Genomic DNA, 18,366 nt, shown 5'->3' with positions numbered 1-18,366 from the left:
CACCCGCTTTCATCTATTCATGATCCGGCTGCCTTCACACTGCCGGGCATGCATCGTCGTTACCGCCGCAGCCTGTGGATTCTCCTGATCGTCGCCGCCGTGCTGGTGGCGGCGCGTGTAGCGCTGCCTTACGTGGTGCTCGACCAGCTCAACGGCCGCCTCGCTCGCATGGGTTCCTACACCGGGCATATCGACGACATCGACATCCACCTGTGGCGTGGTGCCTATTCGCTGGATGCGCTGAAGATCGTCAAGGTCGACGGCAAGGTGCCCGTTCCGCTCTTCGAGGCGCCGCGTACCGACATCGCGTTGAGCTGGCGTGCCCTGGCCAAGGGGCGCCTGCGCGGCAAGGTCGATTTCTTCCATCCGGTGCTGAACTTCGTCGACGGCCGAGGTGAAGGTGACACGCAGACTGGTAAAGGCGTGGACTGGCGTGAACAACTGCGTGCCATCGTGCCGACCCGCATCGACGAATTGAACGTCGTCGGCGGCACGGTCACCTTCCACAATTTCGTCTCCAGTCCCAAGGTGGACCTGAAGATGACCGATGTCGACGGGCAGGTCACCAACCTCACCAACGTGCAGCGGGAAGGCGGTTCGCGCGTGGCGCACCTGCGCGTCACGGCCAAGGTGCTGGGCGACGCGCCGCTCCAGGCGCGCGCCGAATTCGATCCGCTCGAGAGGCTCGGCGATTTCCGCTATGAACTCACCGTGCGCAACATCAAGCTGGTGAAGGCCAACGACCTGGTGAGGGCCTATTCCGGGCTCGATTTCGCTGGCGGCGAAGGCGATTTCATCATGGAACTGCAGGCCAAGGACCGGCGTCTCGACGGTTACGCCAAGCCCCTGTTCCATGGCTTGAAGATCTTCAGCTGGAAGCAGGATGTCGAACAGGACAAGAAAGGCCCGCTCAAGATCGCTTACGAAGCCGTCGCCGAAGGTGTGTCGAAGCTCTTCAAGAACCAGGAAAAAAACCAGTTCGCCACGCGCGTTCCCATCTCCGGCAGCATCGACGACCGCAACATGTCCGCGAGCGAAGCCATTCTCGGCGTGCTGCGCAATGCCTTCGTGAAGGCCTACAAGCCCAACCTCGAACACCTGACCGAACGGCCGAAGGACGAGTGACCTGTCCGTCGGTCGACTTGGCATCGGCCCCCGAAACGCGCGACAGTTCGCCCCACGTTTTTCCACGGCCCGATCTCCATGACCGCTGAACCGTTGCACGTCCTGATCCTCGCCGCCGGCGAGGGCAAGCGCATGAAGTCGTCCCGCGCCAAGGTGCTGATGCCCCTGGCCGGGCGTCCCTTGCTGGCCCATGTGATCGCCGCGGCCCGCCAGCTGGGCCCGGCGGGTATCCATGTGGTCTACGGCCACCATGGCCAGCAGGTGCGCGACACCTTCGCCGAAGACGCCTCGCTGGGCTGGATCGAACAGACCGAGCGCCTGGGTACCGGCCATGCCGTGCGCACGGCCCTGGAAGCCATGCAGGCTCGTGGGCAGCTCGAGGGGCGCGTCCTGGTGCTCTATGGTGACGTGCCGCTGATTCGCGCGGAAACCCTCGGCCGGCTGGTCCAGGGGGCCGACACGCTCGCCGTGCTGGCCACCCGCGTGGACAATCCCACGGGCTATGGCCGCGTCGTGCTCGATGCCGCGGGCAAGGTGCGCCAGATCGTCGAGGAAAAGGACGCCAGCGCGGCGGAAAAGGCCATCGACCTCGTCAACACGGGCATCGTCTGCGGCCAGGCCGGGCAACTGCTGGCCTGGACGAGCCGCCTCGGCAACGCGAACGCGCAGGGGGAGTATTACCTCACCGATGTCTTCGCCATGGCGGCCAGCGAAGGCGCTCCCGCCGCCTGCGTCGATGGGGATCCGGTGGAGGCGTCCGGTGCCAACGACCCCTGGCAGCTCGCCGAACTGGAAGCCTTCCATCGCCAGCGCATGGCGCGCGAGCTCGCCCTGGCCGGCGTGCGCATGGCCGATCCCGCGCGACTGGACGTGCGGGGAGCGGTGACGACGGGACGCGACGTCGAGCTCGACGTCGACGTGATCCTCGAGGGCGACGTCGCGCTCGGTGACGAGGTGCGCATCGGGCCGTTCACGCGCGTGCGCAACGCGTCGCTCGCCGCGGGCACCGTGGTGCTCGCGCACTGCGACCTCGACGGCGTGGTCACGCATGGCCCGTGCGTCATCGGCCCGTTCGCGCGCCTGCGTCCCGGCACCGACCTGGCCGAGGGCGTGCACATCGGCAACTTCGTCGAAACCAAGAACGCGCGCATCGCCGAGGGCTCCAAGGCCAACCACCTGTCCTATCTCGGCGACGCCGTGATCGGTCGCAAGGTGAACATCGGCGCGGGCACGATCACCTGCAATTACGACGGGGTGAACAAGAGCCGCACCACCATCGGCGACGACGTATTCGTCGGTTCCAACAGCTCGCTGGTCGCGCCGGTGACGCTGCACGACGGCTCCACCATCGGCGCGGGTTCGGTGATCACGCGCGATGCGCCGACGGGTGCGTTGACGCTGGCTCGGGCGCGGCAGGCCACGGTGGTAGGCTGGCATCGGCCGACGAAGAAGTCCTGACGAAGCGCCGTAAGCACCGGCGCAGGCCGGTGCTTACGGCCTCGGTTCATGGGACGGCGATGACGCGGCGCCGGTGCGGCGCCTCTTTACCGGTACCGCCAGCCGTCGATCTCCACCACCAATTCGGATCGGCAGATATCGCCGTGCACCATGATCAAGGGTGCCTCCGGCCATCGTGCGGCCGCGAACGCGCGCACCGCGTCGGCATGTTCCGGATGGCGCACGTAGGCCTTCAGTGGCGCCCTCGCGTCGAAACCCGGCGGCAAGCCGCCCGCGTCCAGTAGCGCATCGAGGTTGCGCGCGGTTTCCTCCAGCTGCGCCACGATGTCGCCCACGTGCGCCGACGCATGCCCGACGACGGCGGCGGTGCCGGAGATCGCCAGCACGTCATCCTCGGGCAGTAGCGTGGCCCGGGCGAAACTGGGCGGCGTGCGGCCGTACTGACGGGGATAGCGCCAGGCGCTCACCTGGCGAGGGTTTTCCACGCGCGTACCGGGCCGGTCGGTGGCCAGAAGATAAACCTGGAGCCATCCGTCGGGGCCATGGTGGCCGATGGCGGTGGCCGCCGGGAATCCCTGCGCGAAGATCTCCCCCATGCCACGGATGCGCCCGGTGCAGAAGTGTTTGTAGCGTTCGTCGTCGCCCTCGCCGTCGTTGATCGCGCCCAGGTAATTCCAGATGCGTTGCACGTGGCATTCGGCGGAGGCCGCGACCAGGCGCGACAAGGCCTCGTAGGCGTGGGCGGCGGCGTGTTCGAGACCGCCGTGGTCGTCCTCGCGAACGTCGATGGCCGCGAACAGCCAACCGCCGCCACGCGACCAGCGAAGCCCGCCGTCCCGGCCGTGGTGGACGGCCCCGTCGACGAGCCAGACCTCGTCCAGCAGCGTGTCGAGGCCGGCGAACGGCACATGGAGCACGCGGGCATCGTCGGGCGACGGTGAGGTCGAAAACCGGAACAGGGCCAGCGTGCCGTTCCCGGGGGCGGCGCCCGTGGGCCGGTAGCCGATCCGGGGCGAGGGCGGGGCGGAGGTGGGCGCGGGCTCGCGCATGTCACGACCTGATGGCATCGTGGGTTCCCTGACGGTACGAAGCCACATGATAGCTTTCCCGTGTCAGCGTCACGTGGGCATCCGTGTGGGCGCTTCACGTGCCTGAATGCCCCGCGACCGGGGCGTCCAGGCGCCTGTGTTACACTCCGCGGCCGCTGCCATCCGGGGGGAGGCAGGCATATCCAGCACCTGGAAATACCGATGGCAACGCAGACCGCAGCACAGAACGAACTCGCACAACTTATCGTCACCAGCCTCAACCTCGAAACGGTCAAGCCCGAAGACATCGAGCCGGACGCGCCGTTGTTCGGTGGCGACCTCGGCCTGGATTCGATCGACGCGCTGGAGATCGCCCTGGCCGTCTCCAAGCGTTACGGCTTCCAGCTGAAGTCGGACAACCCCGACAACCGCACGATCTTCACGAACCTTCGGACGCTGTCCGAGCACATCGAACAGCACCGCGCGGCGGCCTGATCGCCGTTCACGTCGCATTGCACGGGGCGTGGTTTGCTTTCCGGCAAACCCTGTCGCGAAGCCCCGCGTCCTGAGCCCGCCGATGACCGATCCCACGCCCTTCGTCAGTGCCCTGCGCTTCGACGCCGCGCATCCCAGCTTCGCCGGGCATTTTCCCGGCCGCCCCATCGTCGCCGGGGTGCTGCTGCTCGAGGCGGCGGCCGAGGCGTTGCGCGAATGGCGTGGCCGGGGCGTGGCACAGGTGGCCGACGCCAAGTTCCTCGCTCCCTTGCTGCCCGGCGAAGACGCCTCGCTGGAGCTGGACATGGCCGACGACTCCCGCTGCCGCTTCGTCGTGCGGCGCGACGGCGAAGTGCTGGCCCGCGGCACGCTGGAGGCCGCATGAGCCACTGGCGGCAGCGTGAGGGCGGCGGCTGGTTCGCCATCTGGCTGATTCGTTGCATCGCGCTGCGCTTCGGGCGTCGGGTCGCGCGCCTGCTGCTGTATCCCATCGCGGGGTACTTCTTTCTGCGCCGTGCCGACGAGCGGCTTGCTTCGCGGCTGTATCTCGAGCGCGTGCTCGACCGCCCGGTGACCTCGCGCGACGTGTTCCACCACATTCATCTGTTCGCCGCCACGCTGCTCGATCGCCTGTTTTTCCTTGCCCGCGGCGAGCGCGACTTCGTCGTCGAGGTCGAGGGTCTCGCCGAACTCGACCGGCATCTCGACGCCGGCAAGGGCGTGTTCCTGATCGGCTCGCACCAAGGCAGTTTCGAGGCCCTGCGCGCACTCAGCGCACGCCGGCCCGACGTGGCCTTGCGCGTGGTGCTCGACAAGCAGAAAACCCCGGCACTCACCGCCGTGCTCGAAGCCCTGGCGCCCGATGTGGGCGATGCGGTGATCGATGCCTCGCGGGGCGGCACCTCGGTGGCCCTGGCCATGGCCGAGGGCGCGTCCCAGGGCGCCATGCTGGCCCTCCTCGCCGACCGCGGGCATCCCGGTGAATCCTCGCGCATCGTGTCGTTCCTCGGCACCCCGGCACCGTTCCCGGTGGGGCCCTGGCTGCTCGCTTCGGCCCTGAAGATCCCGGTGATGGTATGCATGGGCCTGTACCTGGGCGGCAACCGCTACAAGCTGGTCTTCGAGCCTTTCGCCGAGAGCATCGACATACCCCGGGTCGGTCGGGCCGAGGCGCTCGATGCCGTGGTGACGCGTTACGCGTCCCGGGTGGAGCACTATTGCCGCACGTATCCCTTCAACTGGTTCAATTTCTATGACTTCTGGCAAGAAATGGGCGCTGCTGACGGGCCTGCTGTTTCCGCTCACGTGCCTCGCCACTCCGACGCCTGACGCCGACGACGCCCACGCGCTGGTCGCCACGTTGCGTCGCCCCGCGCCCGCGCGCACGGCCTTCGCCGAAGCGCGCTTCATGCGGGTGCTCGACAAGCCGCTGGTGGTATCCGGCGAACTGTCGTGGCTCGGCGGCGACCGCCTGGAACGTCGCGTCGACAAGCCCGCGAAGGAAACGGCGACCATCGCCGACGGCGAAGTCACGCAAGCGCGCGAAGGCCGCAAGCCGCGCAGTTTTTCGCTCAAACGCGCGCCGCAACTGAAATTGTTGCTCGACAGCTTCGTGGCCTTGCTCGGCGGCGATGCGTCGCGTCTGGGCGATGCCTTCGACGTATCGCTGGGACGCGACGCGGATCGATGGGCACTCACGCTCACGCCTCGCGACACGCGGCTGGCCAAGCAGGTGGCCAGCCTCCAGGTCTACGGTAGCGGCGACACGCCGCGATGCCTGCGCATGAACGAGCCCGACGGCGACCTCTCCATCGACCTTTTGGGTGACCTCGCCGCGCACATGCCTGCCGAGCCGACCCGCGAGGGACTGATCGCCCAGTGCGGCGGCGCGATGTGAGCAGGGGGCGGCTGGCGCTACTCGTTCTGTGGTTGGCGGCGTTGGCCGCGCTGGGCTGGTTCGCGGCGACGCGGCTGCACGTCGGTACCGACCTGCGCAGCTTCATGCCCGCCCCGACCACGCCCGACCAGAAGCTGCTCATGGAGCAAGTGGGTGAGGGCCCCGGCTCCCGCCTGTTGCTCGTCGCCATCGACGGAGGCGACGAGGCGAACAAGGCGGCACTGAGCCGAGGCCTCGCCGGTGCCCTGCGCAAGGATCCGGCCTTCACGCAGGTGGTAAACGGCGACTTCGATCTCGGCATGCTCGACGCCACGTTGCTGCCTTACCGCTACCTGCTCTCGCCCACGTTGGACGACACCGCCTTCGACGAGGGTTTCCTCGCCGACCAGTTGGAACAACGTCTCGACGATCTCGGCTCGCCCGCCGCCTCCCTGCTTAAGGGATTGCTGCCGCGCGATCCCACGCTGGAAACGCTGAAGCTCGCCGAACGCTGGACGCCGCCGCACTCGCCCGACGTGCGCGACGGTGTCTGGTTTTCCTCCAAAGGCGAGGCCTTGCTGCTGGCGCAGACGCGCGGGGCGGGCTTCGATCCGGGAGCGCAGGGCGAGGCGATCGACCACCTGCGCAAGGCCTTCGCGGCGCTGCCGGGGAGCGGGAAGTCACGACTGACCCTGAGCGGACCGGGTTATTTCACCGTGGTGGTGAACGCGCAGACCCGCGATCAGGCCGATTGGATCGGACGCATTTCGACGATCGGTTTCGTCGTGCTCATGCTGCTGGCCTATCGCAGCGTGCGCAGCCTGCTGCTCGGAGCCCTGCCGGTGGCGACCGGTGCGCTCGCCGGCATCGTGGCCCTGCTGGCGATGTTCCCCGAGGTGCACGGCATCACGCTGGCCTTCGGCTTCACCTTGCTCGGCGTGGCGCAGGAATATCCCATTCGCGTGCTCAGCCATCGACGCGCCGGGGAATCGGCAGTGGCGAGTGCGCGTGGCTTGTGGCCGCTGCTCCTGACGGCCATCGCCTCGGCCTGCATCGCCTATCTGGCGTTTTACGCTTCCGGGGTCGGCGGCCTGAAGCAGCTGGCCGTGTTCACCATTGCGGGCCTGCTCGCCGCGGGCTTCAGCACGCGCTACCTGCTTCCCCACCTGCTGCCGGAACAGGCTCGCGACGTGGCCGATACCCCGGGACTGGCCCGTTTTCGCGCGTGGCTCGATGGCTTGCCGCGCCCTCGCTGGCTGCCGTTGCCCATCGCCATCGCCGTGGCCGCGATGCTCGTCTTCGCGCCCGGACCGTTCTGGCAGAACGATCTTTCCGCGCTCACGCCGCTGCCGCGCGACCTGCTCATGACCGACGCGCGCTTGCGCGGCGAACTCGGCGCGCCGGACGTGCGCTACCTGCTGATCGTGGAAGCGCCGACGGCCGACGGCGTGCTCGTCGCATCGAAGAAGCTCGAGGCACCGTTGCGCAAGCTCGTGGATGGAAAGGCCCTCGACGGTTACGAATTGCCGTCGGTCTTTTTGCCCGATCTTTCCACGCAACGTGCCAGGCAGGCGAAGCTGCCCGATCGCGCCACCCTCGACAAGGCGTTGTCGGCGGCGCTCGCCGGCATGCCGTTCCGCAAGGACCTCTTCGCGCCTTTCGAGGGCGACGTGGCGGCCGCGCGTGCGTTGCCGCCGCTCACGCCGGAAGCCTTCTCGCGTTCGCCCCTCGGTCAGCGCCTCGCCGCGATGCTGGTGCCGCGAGCCGGTCACTGGGTGGGGCTCTCCACCCTGAGCGGCGTGCGCGATCCGTCCGCCATCGCCGCCGCGCTGCGCGACGCCGGTGGCCAGGCGAGGCTGCTCGACCTGAAGGACGCTTCCGAATCGCTCGTGGCCGCCTATCGCACCCGCATATTGCATGCGGTGCTCGCGGCCACGGCCTTGCTGTTCGTCACCATCACGCTCGCCCTGCGCAGCCTGCGCCGCGCCTGGCACGTGCTGGCGCCGATGACCCTCGCCACGTTCCTGGTGCTCGCCGTGGAGCGCGTGGCGGGCATTCCCGTGTCGCTGTTCCACCTGGTGGCGCTGATCCTCGCCGCCGGGCTGGGCCTGCACTATGCGTTGTTCTTCGAACGCGACACGGGTGATCCCGCCGAGCAGCGGCGCACCCTGCACGCCACGGTGGTGTGCGTGCTGTCCGCGTTGCTGGTGTTCGGCATGCTGGCCTGGTCGAGCATTCCCGTGCTGCGCGCCATCGGTCTCACCGTGGCGCTGGGTGTAGCCTTCCACTTCTGTCTATCGATCCTCATGGCGCCGCATGCTCGCGAAGACCGACTTCCTTGATCTCGTGCCCCACGCGGGCGACATGTGCTTGCTGGATGGAGTGCTGTCGTTCGACGACGCGGGCATCCACGCGTTCAGCACGAGCCACGTTTCGCCTACGCATCCGCTGCGTGGCGCACGCGGGTTGCACGCGGTGCACCTGGCCGAGTATGGCGCGCAGGCGATGGCCGTGCATGGCGCGCTGAAGGCGAGGGAAGGCGGTGCCACGGCGCCGCGCCCGGGCATGCTGGTGAGCCTTCGAGGCGTGAAGCTGGCCGTGGAACGCATCGACGACCTGTCCGGCCGTCTCGACGTGCACGCGCAGTGCCTCATCGCCGACGAGTCGGGCGCGCAATACACGTTCCGTATCGAACACGAGGGGCGGGAGATCGCTTCGGGGCGCGCGGCGGTGATTCACCCGCGCGTCTGATCATCGACCCGGAGGGGTTGCGTGAAAGGGTGACTGATGAGGAGCCTGACCGGCCCCTTCCGGGTCGATGGGGAAAGTTTGCACGGCCCTCGTCTCATGGCCTGAGACCCTGTCGCCCGAGTACGCCTCTCGCCGTGGGCACCGGTCTGAGCCGATGCGACGTGAGGGACGGATACCTCGACGTGAGATGAAGCGTCGCACCGGCGCAGGCCGGTGCCTACGGCGAGGCGCGATGGTTTTCGCGAAAGCTCAGGCCACCCATTCCTCGTACATCGCCCGCCCCGCGTCCTCTCCGACCAGATCCTCCATGCCCTCGAACAATTCCGGGTGATCCGCGCCGGCCCGTTCGACGGTGCATGCCGCCAGCGAACGCATCATCGCCACGTTGTCGTGCAGTCGTTCCGCGAGGGACGCGTCGTCGAGCTGATCGTGCAGCGTGCGGTTCATGTCGGCGAACCAGGTGAGGTCGCGCTGGTCGAGCATCTGGCGGGGGTTGCGGCGATCGGAGCACGCGTGCCAGCGCTGGAAGAACGCCTGCATCCTCGTATTGAGCTCCGAAGCGGCGACCAGGTCGTCGCCCATGCGGGCGATGAACGCGCCGTCGCCGAGGCGATTCTGGAACACGATCTGGCAGAGCACGCCCCAGTAATACGCGTAGTCCCAGATCACTTTGATCGGCAGCACTTCCGGGTCGCCGAAAAGGTTGTACTGCCCGCGGTACATGCGCAACGTGCTCTCGTAGAACGTGAGGAACAGCCGTTCGTACTGTCGCGCATGCGGGGCGATGGACACGCCCTGGCGGTCGTAACCGACCAGCAGCGTGATGTAGGTGTTGGCGATGGCGATGAAGTCGCTGCCCGGCGAATAGAACGGATCGAGGAAGGCGCCGGCCTCGCCCGTGAGCGCCCAGCGATGCGCCGAGAACATGCGCGAGCAACCGTAGGAGTAGTTGCGGAAAAAGGCGAAGTCCAGCAGCTTGTCCTGGTGTTTCTCGACCTCGCGGGCGACGACCGGCTGGTGCTTGCGCAGCCAGTCGAGGGCGAGGTCGAACGTCTTCATGGTGTCCAGCGGATGCATGGCCGCGTCGGCCACGATGCCCACCGAATGCGCACCGGACGACAGGGGAATCAGCCACACCCAATACCCGGGCCCCACGAGGTGATTGGTGGAACGCCAGCGCTCGGGCGGGTGGCAACGGCCCTGCCACTCGGCGTCGTCGCACCAGCCGTCGATGGCGAGGCGTTCGTCGATGCGGAACCACACGGCGTTGGCGTGATGGCCGTTGTCGAGCGTGAGGTCGAGCTTGCGCCGGATGAGGCCCGCGCGGCCGGACGCGTCGATGAGCCAGCGTGCCCGCAATACGTGTTCGCCGTCGGCATCGGCGTAGCGCACGGCGTGCAACGCGTCGTCGGTGGCGATATCGAAGCCGCGCACCGTCACGCCCTCGCGAAAATCGATGCCCCGCCGGCGGGCTTCCTCACCCATGTAGTTTTCAAGGATGCCGCGGTCGATCTGGTAGCTCGGCGTAGGCAGCACCGCGCTGACGCCCAGTTCGGTGACGTTGGCTAAATCGTCGCGCCCCTCCGAGAAGAAGAACCGGAAGCCGAACTTGCGGATGTGCGCCTGCTCGAGGTGGTCGCGCAGGCCCAGCGTGTCCGTGAAGTAGTGCGCGGCAATCTCCACCGTGGATTCGCCGACCTTGTGGGCCGCGTCGGGCAGGGGGCGCTTCTGGCGTTCGAGCACCACGACGTCGATGTCGGGGTATTCGCGCTTGAGTTGCATGGCGAGCGACAGGCCGGCGAGCCCTCCGCCCATGATGATGGCCTCGTGCGTCGTGCTTTCCATGCGTGCGTTCCCCCGGCGTGGATGGTCAATGCGCGATGATGGTGGGCGCGGCGCGCGAGCGCCGATAGCTGGCTAGGATGCTGCCGTAGCGGATCAGTCGGCCAATGGTATACGTGGTGATGCGGGTCACGTCACGCACCGGCTTGAAATGACTCAGGCGGAAATTGCCCTGGTAGCGCGAAGCGATGGGCACGGAGACCACGTCGATCCCCCGTTCGCGGCAGGCCGTGATGAGCAGGGCCGCCTCGAAGACGAAGTGCTCGGCGGGCAGGTCGACCAGGTCGAGCACGGCGCGCGGATACAGGCGCTGGCCGCTTTGCGTATCGGCGATAGGGCAGGCGCAGGCCCATGAAATGCCCCAGTCGGCCACCGCGTTGGCCCGGCGCCGTCCCGTGGGTTGCTGCTCGCGGTTGAGCAGGCGTGCGCCGATCACGATGCGGCCGGGGTAAAGGCGGCTGGCCTCGAGGATGGCTGGGATATCCGACGCCAGATGCTGCCCGTCGCCGTCCATCGTCACCACGCTGTCGTAACCGATGCGCAGCGCTTCGCGGAAACCCGTGCGCAGCGCTTCACCCTTGCCGCGGCGGTGGGCATGGCGCAGCAGCGTGACCGGCAGGGCGGCCACGATCTCCGGCGTGCGGTCGTCGGAGCCGTCGTCCACCACGATGACGGGCAGGCCGAGTGCCAGTGCATCGGCCACCACTCCGCCTATCGCCCGCTCCTCGTTGAGGCAGGGAATCAGCACGCAGCACGAACCGTGGACCGGGCTCATGCGGCGAAGGCCAGGTCGACGTGGAGATCGAGTCCGCGCGCCGCGCCGATGCGCAGCGCAGTGGATCGGGTACGGGCCAGCGCGGCCATCAGCGGCAACCCATGGGCGCTGGGGTTGCTCGCCACGATGGCGTCGAACCATTCGTCGCCGCTGGCTTCCATACCGCTGTTGCCGGGTTCCGGCGAGATGCGCAGGCAGGCAGCCGCGCCCTCGGGACGCGGCGACAGCACCAGTGCCGACGCGAAGGGGCCGGTGCTGCTGGTCATCTCGCCGAGCGGGCCGGTGCCGGCGATGTCGTAGCTCGCCAGCAGCACGTCGCACTCGTCGGCGACGGCGAGCGCGGCGGCTTCCAGCAGCGCGGCGCCGAACGAGGTTTCGCCGCCGGATATGGCACTGGACGACGCATGGCACCGCGTGGCGATGGTCCAGTAGCCCGCGGGCGCGTTGTGTACGGAATTGTGGAACCGCGTGGGCGACAGTTCGGTGGGCGCCGTCGCGAGCGTTTCGCACATGTAGTCGGTGATCGCCTGGTCGCCATGTGCCGAAGCGAACACACAGGGCAGGGTGGCGGCATCGAGACCGCTCATGCGCACGGCCTGGCCCGCGGCGGCGGCGGCCAGCAGGACGCTCTCGGGTGCGCGGCGGCGTTCGTTCGGCGGCAGCACGTCGGCGACCGGCCGCTCCGTCGAACCGGGTGAGGCGGCATCGCGCGCGATGTCGACGAAGGCGTGCCAGTCGGCGGCACCCGGTGCCCACAAGCCGATGCCTTTCACCCAAACGGTCAGCGCGGGGCTCACGAGGCGGCTCCTGCGTGGGCGAACGCCAGGCAGGCGTTGTTTCCGCCGAAGCCGAACGAGTTGCTCAATGCGATGCGAACGTCGGCATGTTCGGCTTGCCAGGCGAATTGCGGTCCGCAGCCCGGATCGGGCGACACGGCGCCGAGGTTGGCGGGCACCAGCGAATCGCGCATGGCCAGCAGCGTGATCGCGGCTTCCAGGATGCCGGCGGCACCCAGCGTGTGCCCGGTGAACCCCTTCGTGGAACTGGCCCGCGTCGATGCAGGGAACGTCCGCGCGACCAGGGCGGCCTCCACCTCGTCGTTCTTCTGGCTCGCGGTACCGTGGAGGTTGATGTAATCCACGTCTTCCGGCGCGAGTCCCGCGCGCGCCAGCGCATCGCGCAGCGCGAGTTCGGCGCCGAGCCCTTCCGGGTGCGGGGTGGACATGTGGTGCGCGTCGCTGGCCTCGCCGTAACCGACGAACAGCGGCGCGTCGTCGCCTTCGCGCACGCGCTCGAGCAAGGCGAAGCCGGCGGCCTCGCCGAGCGAGATGCCCTGGCGCCCGGCATCGAAGGGGCGGCACGGTTCGGGCGAGACCAGTTCCAGCGAATTGAAACCGAACAGCACGCTGTCGCAGAGCGTATCGGTACCGCCGACGATCGCGGCGTCGACCAGGCCCAGGCGGATCATCCGCTCGGCGTTGGCGAACACCTTCGCGCTCGACGAGCATGCCGTGGCGACGGTGAGGCACGGGCCTTCGAGATCGAAGTACGCCGCGACGAAGCCGGCGAGCGAATGCGGCGAGTGCAGTGCCGGACGGTGCAGGTCGGCCGGCATGCGCCCCTGCTCCAGCCGGCGATAGCCTTCTTCGGTGGCACCGATGCTCGAGGTGGACGTACCCAGGAGCACGGCCACGCGCGCCGCGCCGTAACGTGCGCGCGCGTCACGCACGGCATCGGCGAATCCGTCCTGCTGCAGGGCGATCCAGGCGAGGCGATTATTGCGACAGTCCCACTCGGTCCATTCGCCGGGCAGGGGGGAATCTTCCAGCCCGCTCACGCGACCGACCCAGCAGGCCAGCGGTTTGCTGCTGACGTCGTTGGGCGTGAGGCCGCCGCGTGAGGCGGCGAGGGCGTCGGCATGGGCGGCGAGGCCGCGACCGAGCGTCGAGGTAGCGGTGTAGGCCCGGACGGCCAAGGGAGGCATGGGATGAGGCATGCAGCGAGCCTATCCTTTTTGCTGGCTTGCGTGGCGTGAATGGTGGTTCCCGGTTCAGCGATTGCATGGCGTCGCGCAGCGCGACAGACTCGGGTTTTCATGCACACCTGCGAACGGACGATGTCGGGCCTGCTCAAACCCCTGCGCCGGGGCGTGTGGCGATACCTCGGCGACCGCGACATCCTCGCCGCCGCCCTCGTCACGCTGCTTGCCGTGATCGGTACCCTCGGGCTTCTCTACGTCGTCCATCTCGTGCGCACCTGGCGCCTGGCCCGGCATGCGCCCGCGCAGGCCGGGCATCGCGGCACGCTGCTCGTCTTTGGGCGGCGGCTGGTCGAGGGACGGCCCGAAGCGGATTTCATCGCCCGCCTCGAACGGGCGCGACGCGATGCCCTCGACGGCCGGGCCGATCGCGTTTTCCTGCTGGGCGGTTCCGCCGACGGCGGACCCAGCGAAGCCGAAGCAGGCCAGCACTGGTTGCGGCAGGGCGACTGGCCGTCCGGCGTGCCGGTGACGCTGGAACAGTTGTCCGTCGACTCGCTGGAGAACCTGCGCCATGCGCGCGAGTTGTTGCGCGACGACGGCGGCCCGCTGCCCCCGGTCTGGCTGGTGACCAGTCGCTACCACCTGGCCCGCTGCATGTATCTCGCCACGCGCCTGGGCTTCGACGCGAGCCCGTTGGCGGCGGAAGACCGCCTGCGGATCACCCGCCGCTACATCGTGCGCCTCGCGATGGAAGCCGGTTACATCATGTGGATCGACACCGGCCTGCGCTGGGCCGCCTTGACGGGCAACCGGCGCGTGGTCGCGCGCGTGACCTGATCAGCGATGCGCGGTCGCATGCCGCAGGGGCGACGGGCCGGCTCTTGCTAAGCTTCGCGCAATCCCGCCGAGAGCTTCCCATGTCCGAACAAGCCGATCTCGCCGAATCCTTCCTGCGCGGCCTCCAGGATCGCATCTGCCAAGCCATCGAAGCGATCGACGGCCAGGCGCGCTTCGAGGAGGATGCCTGGACGCGTCCCGCCGGAGGGGGCGGCCGTACGCGGGTGCTGCGCGAGGGCGCGGTGTTCGAGCAGGCGGGGGTGAATTTTTCCCGCGTATCGGGCACGCAGTTGCCGCCCAGCGCCACGGCGCATCGGCCCGACCTCGTCGGTGGCAGCTTCGTGGCGACGGGCGTGTCGCTGGTGCTCCACCCACGCAACCCGTACGTTCCCACCACGCATGCCAACGTGCGCTATTTCGAAGCCTCGAAAGACGGCGTGCCACCGGTCTGGTGGTTCGGCGGCGGCTTCGACCTCACGCCGTACTACCCGTTCGACGAAGACGTGCGCCACTGGCATGCCGTGGCGCGCGACCTGTGCGAGCCCTATGGCGACGACGTCTACGATCGCTACAAGCGCTGGTGCGACGAGTATTTCTTCCTCAAGCACCGTGGCGAAACGCGAGGGGTCGGCGGGCTCTTCTACGACGACCTCAACGAGGGCGGTTTCGACCGCTGCATGGACTTCACGCGGGACGTGGGCAACGGTTTCCTCGACGCCTACCTGCCCATCGTCGAGCGGCGAAGGGACACGCCCTACGGCGAGCGCGAACGCGAATTCCAGCTCTACCGGCGCGGGCGCTACGTGGAATTCAACCTGGTCTACGACCGTGGCACGTTGTTCGGTCTGCAATCGGGCGGGCGCACGGAGTCGATCCTGATGAGCCTGCCGCCGCGCGTGCGGTTCGAGTACGCGTATGCGCCGGAGCCGGGGAGCGCCGAGGCGAGGCTCTCCGAATACCTCAAGCCACGCGACTGGATCTAGGGGGAGCGGCGGGGGCCGGCTTCGTCGGCGGGAGGTCTCGCGAGCCTCGTATCGCCAGCAAAGCCGGCTCCCACGGGTGCCTTGTTACGGGGCACTACCCGAGAACTTCTTCGCCGTCGCTCCTTCGATCTTGCCGACGGTGGCCGAATCGCTCACGTAGAGATCCACCTCGCGCTCGAACGTCATCGTGCCTTGCACCACCGAATGCGGTCCGATCACGATCTTCGGGTTGCGGTCGTTGCTGGCGTGCCAGCCCATCCGGGGCTTCTTCACCAGGATGCCGCCCTCGATCTTCGAGTTGTTGATGTCCATGTCGGCGTTCACCGACTCGATGCCGCCGCCGACGTGGGCGCCGTCGAGTTCGATGGAACCGTTGACGTTGGAGAGCTTGCCCCTCACGTCGGCACCGCTGTCGAGCGAGATGCGGCCGTTGACGGTCTCCACCTCGTCCGCCACGCGCGCATTGCGGTGCAGGGTAATCGTGCCGTTGACGGTCTTGACGTCGCTGGCGGCCGCCGACTCGCCCAGCTCGACGGCGCCGTTGACGGTGCCGGCCTTCTCCACGACCGCACGGTCGCCGATGCGCACCGAGCCGTTGACCGAATGGACGTCACCGGCCTTGCCGCCGGCCTCGACGGTAGCGCTGCCGTTGACCTTGCTGATGTCGTCGGCGGCGAGGGCGGCACCGGAGACGGCCAGGGCGACCAGGAGAGACATCAGGGTACGACGCATGGGGTAGCTCCACTGTTGGACGAGAACCGTAGGATGCGCCCTGGCACCGCAAGGTTTAGCGTGACTTACGGCAGGGTGTGGCGTGAGTTGACCTCCCCGGGGCGAGGTTTCACCATCATCCCTTTCCCTCCCAGCGTTGGACGCCATGTACAAGCTCGTCATGATCCGCCACGGCCAGTCGGCCTGGAACCTCGAAAACCGCTTCAGCGGTTGGGCCGATGTCGACCTCAGCGAGCAGGGCGTGGCCGAGGCCCGCGAAGCCGGCCGCCTGCTCAAGGAGGCCGGTTTCACCTTCGACCTGGCCCACACCTCGTACCTGAAGCGCGCCGTGCGCACCCTGTGGCACGTGCAGGACGAAATGGACCTCATGTGGATCCCGGTGGTCACCGACTGGCGCCTCAACGAGCGCCATTACGGCGCGCTCACCGGTCTCAACAAGTCGGAAACCGCCGCGAAGTACGGCGAAGACCAGGTCAAGATCTGGCGCCGCAGCTACGACACGCCGCCGCCGGCACTGAAGCCGGGCGAGATGTCGTTCGCCGCCGACGGCCGCTACGAAGGCATCGCCGAGCTGCCGCTCACCGAGTGCCTGAAGGACACCGTGGCCCGCGTGTTGCCTTATTGGCACGAGGTGCTGGCGCCCTCGATCAAGGCCGGCCAGAACGTGCTGATGGCCGCCCATGGCAACTCCATGCGCGCGCTGGTGAAGTATTTCGACGGCATCTCCGACGACGACATCGCCGAGCTCAACATCCCCAACGGCATCCCGCTGGTGTACGAATTCGATGCCGACCTGAAGCCGGTCAAGCATTATTACCTGGGCGACCAGGCCGAGATCGAGGCGAAGATGGCCGCCGTCGCCAACCAGGGCAAGGCCAAGGCCTGATCCGCGCCGCCTGACAGTCGTCACCCGTAACGGGTGGCGACCGGCCCTCGCGGGGACGGACGCCGCCCGCTACCTTGGCCTCCACCCCGACACGCGAGAGTTTCGCCATGCTTGCCCAGGCCATCCCGTCGCCCGCTTCCCTCTACACCCCGATCGCCGTCGGCGCCCTGATGCTGTTCGTCATCTACCGACGCGTGCGCCGCAGTTTCGGTCGCCAACCGATCCATACAAGGCGGATGACCGTGCGGGTGGCGATCTTCGCCGTGGTGCTGGCCCTGTCCATGCTGTCGGGGCTCCAGGACGTGCGCCTGGCCGAAGGCGTACTGGCCGGTGGCGTGGCGGGCGCCGCGCTGGCCTTGCTGGTGGGCCTGAAGTTCACCCGCTTCGAGATCGGTGGCGAGGGGCAGGACGTCTACATCCCCAACCCCTGGGTGGGCGCGGCACTGACGGCCTTGCTGCTCGGCCGCCTGGCCTGGCGTTTCCTCGTGCTGGCGCCCATGTTCGGCGGCGGTGCCGCTGCTGCCGCCCATGTCCCTGCGCCGGGCAACAGCCCGCTGACGATGACCGTGGTGGGCCTCACGCTCGGCTATTACATGGTCTATTACGCAGGCATCCTGGTGCACCATCGCCGCTTCAAGCGGCAGGCGCATCTGGCGTAAGCCCCGTCAGAGGGCGTCGTTGTCCAGCTCGCCCGTGCGGATGCGGATCACCTGGTCAAGCGGGCTGACGAAGATCTTGCCGTCGCCGATCTTGCCCGTGCGGGCCGCCTGCTGGATGGCCTCGATCACCCGTTCGACCTGGTCGTCGGCCACGGCCACCTCCAGCTTGATCTTGGGCAGGAAGTCGACCACGTATTCGGCGCCCCGGTAGAGCTCGGTATGCCCCTTCTGGCGGCCGAACCCCTTCACCTCCGTCACCGTGACCCCCTGGACGCCCACGTCGGCGAGGGCCTCACGGACGTCGTCGAGCTTGAACGGCTTGATGATGGCGACCACCAGCTTCATGTAGGGCTCCTTCGGGCGCGGCGGGCATCGTCGCGCGGGTCGACCATTGTGCCACCAGGGCCGGCGGCCGTCTGCAAGCCAGTGGTCTTCAAGTGGTTGTAGGAAAAACCCTACAAGCTCTGTGGGCGTGCGCCTATAGCGCCTACAATTGCATCACTTAGAATTCATTCCACGACATCGAGGTGCGCAAGATGGATGTGCAGGGTATCGATCAACTCGCACAGAGATTGGCATCGTTGGTTCCGCCAGGGTTGGCGCAAGCGCGTGAGGATTTGCACGCCAACTTCAAAGACATTCTGGCGCAAGGACTACGCCGCCTCGATCTCGTAACCCGCGAGGAATTCGACGTCCAAAGCCAGCTTCTGGCCCGGACGCGCGAAAGACTCGAAAGTTTGGAAAAGCGCATCGCCGACCTCGAAGTCAGCGCTGCGCACCGCGGCCAATAGGACGGCCGCACGTCCCGGGACCGTCCCCGATCCGTCACCCTCACCCCGAGAGCGGTCGGGGGCGGTTATTTTTTGCAGCCGGCGCAAGGAGCGCGTATGCGAACAGGATCCTGGCAGGATCGCCGACGTTCGCTCAACGGCGACATC

20 protein-coding genes are annotated in these 18,366 nt (G+C 67.8%); 13 read left to right on the top strand and 7 right to left on the bottom strand.

The annotated features are described in order from the left end of the window. The first annotated feature begins 48 nt into the window (after nt 1-48). Nucleotides 49-1,125: a DUF748 domain-containing protein gene (locus JNG39_RS10465; RefSeq protein WP_368311302.1), complete on the top strand. Its 1,077-nt coding sequence runs from the start codon at nt 49-51 to the stop codon at nt 1,123-1,125. Nucleotides 1,126-1,203: 78 nt separating this feature from the next. After that, nucleotides 1,204-2,583, top strand: coding sequence for a bifunctional UDP-N-acetylglucosamine diphosphorylase/glucosamine-1-phosphate N-acetyltransferase GlmU (gene glmU / locus JNG39_RS10460; protein WP_368311300.1), 1,380 nt, complete (start codon nt 1,204-1,206; stop codon nt 2,581-2,583). 86 nt (nt 2,584-2,669) lie between these two features. Here the strand turns inward: glmU and JNG39_RS10455 are convergent, their stop codons facing one another. Continuing rightward, nucleotides 2,670-3,650, bottom strand: a complete 981-nt coding sequence (locus JNG39_RS10455; protein ID WP_368311298.1) for a pteridine-dependent deoxygenase — start codon at nt 3,648-3,650, stop codon at nt 2,670-2,672. Between the two features lie 183 nt (nt 3,651-3,833). On the opposite strand from JNG39_RS10455, the gene JNG39_RS10450 reads away from it, so the two are divergent. The 6 genes from JNG39_RS10450 to JNG39_RS10425 all read left to right on the top strand — a co-directional run bounded on the left by JNG39_RS10450 (nt 3,834) and on the right by JNG39_RS10425 (nt 8,733). Next, on the top strand, nt 3,834-4,106 hold the full coding sequence (locus JNG39_RS10450; protein WP_368311296.1) for a phosphopantetheine-binding protein: 273 nt from the start codon (nt 3,834-3,836) through the stop codon (nt 4,104-4,106). Between the two features lie 82 nt (nt 4,107-4,188). Beyond that, the gene (locus tag JNG39_RS10445) at nt 4,189-4,491 is read left to right on the top strand and encodes a hydroxymyristoyl-ACP dehydratase (protein ID WP_368311294.1); all 303 of its coding nucleotides are present in this window, start codon (nt 4,189-4,191) and stop codon (nt 4,489-4,491) included. After that, nucleotides 4,488-5,435: an acyltransferase gene (locus JNG39_RS10440; protein WP_368311292.1), complete on the top strand. Its 948-nt coding sequence runs from the start codon at nt 4,488-4,490 to the stop codon at nt 5,433-5,435. Before JNG39_RS10445 ends, JNG39_RS10440 begins: the two co-directional genes overlap by 4 nt. Continuing rightward, entirely contained in the window at nt 5,359-6,003 is a 645-nt protein-coding gene (locus tag JNG39_RS10435; RefSeq protein WP_368311291.1) for a LolA-related protein, read from the top strand. Before JNG39_RS10440 ends, JNG39_RS10435 begins: the two co-directional genes overlap by 77 nt. After that, nucleotides 6,000-8,324 carry an MMPL family transporter gene (locus JNG39_RS10430; protein ID WP_368311289.1) on the top strand — a complete coding sequence of 775 codons (2,325 nt, stop codon included), beginning with the start codon at nt 6,000-6,002 and terminating at the stop codon, nt 8,322-8,324. The genes JNG39_RS10435 and JNG39_RS10430 overlap by 4 nt, the downstream gene beginning before the upstream one ends. Then, complete coding sequence (locus tag JNG39_RS10425) at nt 8,299-8,733, top strand: phosphotransferase (protein ID WP_368311288.1); 435 nt, start codon at nt 8,299-8,301, stop codon at nt 8,731-8,733. Before JNG39_RS10430 ends, JNG39_RS10425 begins: the two co-directional genes overlap by 26 nt. A 249-nt stretch (nt 8,734-8,982) precedes the next feature. Here the strand turns inward: JNG39_RS10425 and JNG39_RS10420 are convergent, their stop codons facing one another. From JNG39_RS10420 to JNG39_RS10405, 4 genes are read right to left on the bottom strand one after another with little or no spacing between them, the layout of a single operon-like run. Then, nucleotides 8,983-10,578, bottom strand: coding sequence for an NAD(P)/FAD-dependent oxidoreductase (locus tag JNG39_RS10420; protein WP_368311286.1), 1,596 nt, complete (start codon nt 10,576-10,578; stop codon nt 8,983-8,985). A gap of 25 nt (nt 10,579-10,603) precedes the next feature. After that, a complete protein-coding gene (locus JNG39_RS10415; protein ID WP_368311284.1) occupies nt 10,604-11,350 on the bottom strand; it encodes a glycosyltransferase family 2 protein in 747 nt (248 codons plus the stop codon). Beyond that, nucleotides 11,347-12,147 (bottom strand): beta-ketoacyl synthase chain length factor, encoded by an 801-nt coding sequence (locus tag JNG39_RS10410; protein ID WP_368311283.1) that lies wholly within the window; start codon nt 12,145-12,147, stop codon nt 11,347-11,349. The genes JNG39_RS10415 and JNG39_RS10410 overlap by 4 nt, the downstream gene beginning before the upstream one ends. Further along, nucleotides 12,144-13,334, bottom strand: coding sequence for a beta-ketoacyl-[acyl-carrier-protein] synthase family protein (locus tag JNG39_RS10405; RefSeq protein ID WP_368311917.1), 1,191 nt, complete (start codon nt 13,332-13,334; stop codon nt 12,144-12,146). The genes JNG39_RS10410 and JNG39_RS10405 overlap by 4 nt, the downstream gene beginning before the upstream one ends. Before the next feature lie 111 nt (nt 13,335-13,445). Here JNG39_RS10405 and JNG39_RS10400 point away from each other — a divergent pair, with 111 nt between their 5' ends. Next, nucleotides 13,446-14,168, top strand: coding sequence for a YdcF family protein (locus JNG39_RS10400; RefSeq protein ID WP_368311281.1), 723 nt, complete (start codon nt 13,446-13,448; stop codon nt 14,166-14,168). Nucleotides 14,169-14,248: 80 nt separating this feature from the next. Then, entirely contained in the window at nt 14,249-15,151 is a 903-nt protein-coding gene (gene hemF / locus JNG39_RS10395) for an oxygen-dependent coproporphyrinogen oxidase (RefSeq protein WP_368311279.1), read from the top strand. Nucleotides 15,152-15,235: 84 nt separating this feature from the next. On the opposite strand, the gene JNG39_RS10390 is transcribed toward hemF, so the two are convergent. Continuing rightward, nucleotides 15,236-15,883 (bottom strand): hypothetical protein, encoded by a 648-nt coding sequence (locus JNG39_RS10390; protein ID WP_368311277.1) that lies wholly within the window; start codon nt 15,881-15,883, stop codon nt 15,236-15,238. A 145-nt stretch (nt 15,884-16,028) separates the two neighbouring features. Here JNG39_RS10390 and gpmA point away from each other — a divergent pair, with 145 nt between their 5' ends. Together gpmA and JNG39_RS10380 are read left to right on the top strand one after the other, a co-directional pair. After that, nucleotides 16,029-16,769 (top strand): 2,3-diphosphoglycerate-dependent phosphoglycerate mutase, encoded by a 741-nt coding sequence (gene gpmA / locus JNG39_RS10385; RefSeq protein ID WP_368311275.1) that lies wholly within the window; start codon nt 16,029-16,031, stop codon nt 16,767-16,769. Nucleotides 16,770-16,843: 74 nt separating this feature from the next. Beyond that, complete coding sequence (locus JNG39_RS10380; RefSeq protein ID WP_368311273.1) at nt 16,844-17,428, top strand: DUF1453 domain-containing protein; 585 nt, start codon at nt 16,844-16,846, stop codon at nt 17,426-17,428. Nucleotides 17,429-17,434: 6 nt separating this feature from the next. Here the strand turns inward: JNG39_RS10380 and glnK are convergent, their stop codons facing one another. Next, the gene (gene glnK, locus JNG39_RS10375; RefSeq protein ID WP_144912813.1) at nt 17,435-17,773 is read right to left on the bottom strand and encodes a P-II family nitrogen regulator; all 339 of its coding nucleotides are present in this window, start codon (nt 17,771-17,773) and stop codon (nt 17,435-17,437) included. A 191-nt stretch (nt 17,774-17,964) separates the two neighbouring features. Here glnK and JNG39_RS10370 point away from each other — a divergent pair, with 191 nt between their 5' ends. Next, a complete protein-coding gene (locus tag JNG39_RS10370) occupies nt 17,965-18,219 on the top strand; it encodes an accessory factor UbiK family protein (protein WP_368311914.1) in 255 nt (84 codons plus the stop codon). Nucleotides 18,220-18,366: the final 147 nt, after the last annotated feature.

It is taken from the genome of Luteibacter sp. CQ10 (assembly GCF_040900725.1).
Classification (GTDB): domain Bacteria; phylum Pseudomonadota; class Gammaproteobacteria; order Xanthomonadales; family Rhodanobacteraceae; genus Luteibacter.
This window is presented reverse-complemented; position numbering and strand designations above follow the sequence as displayed.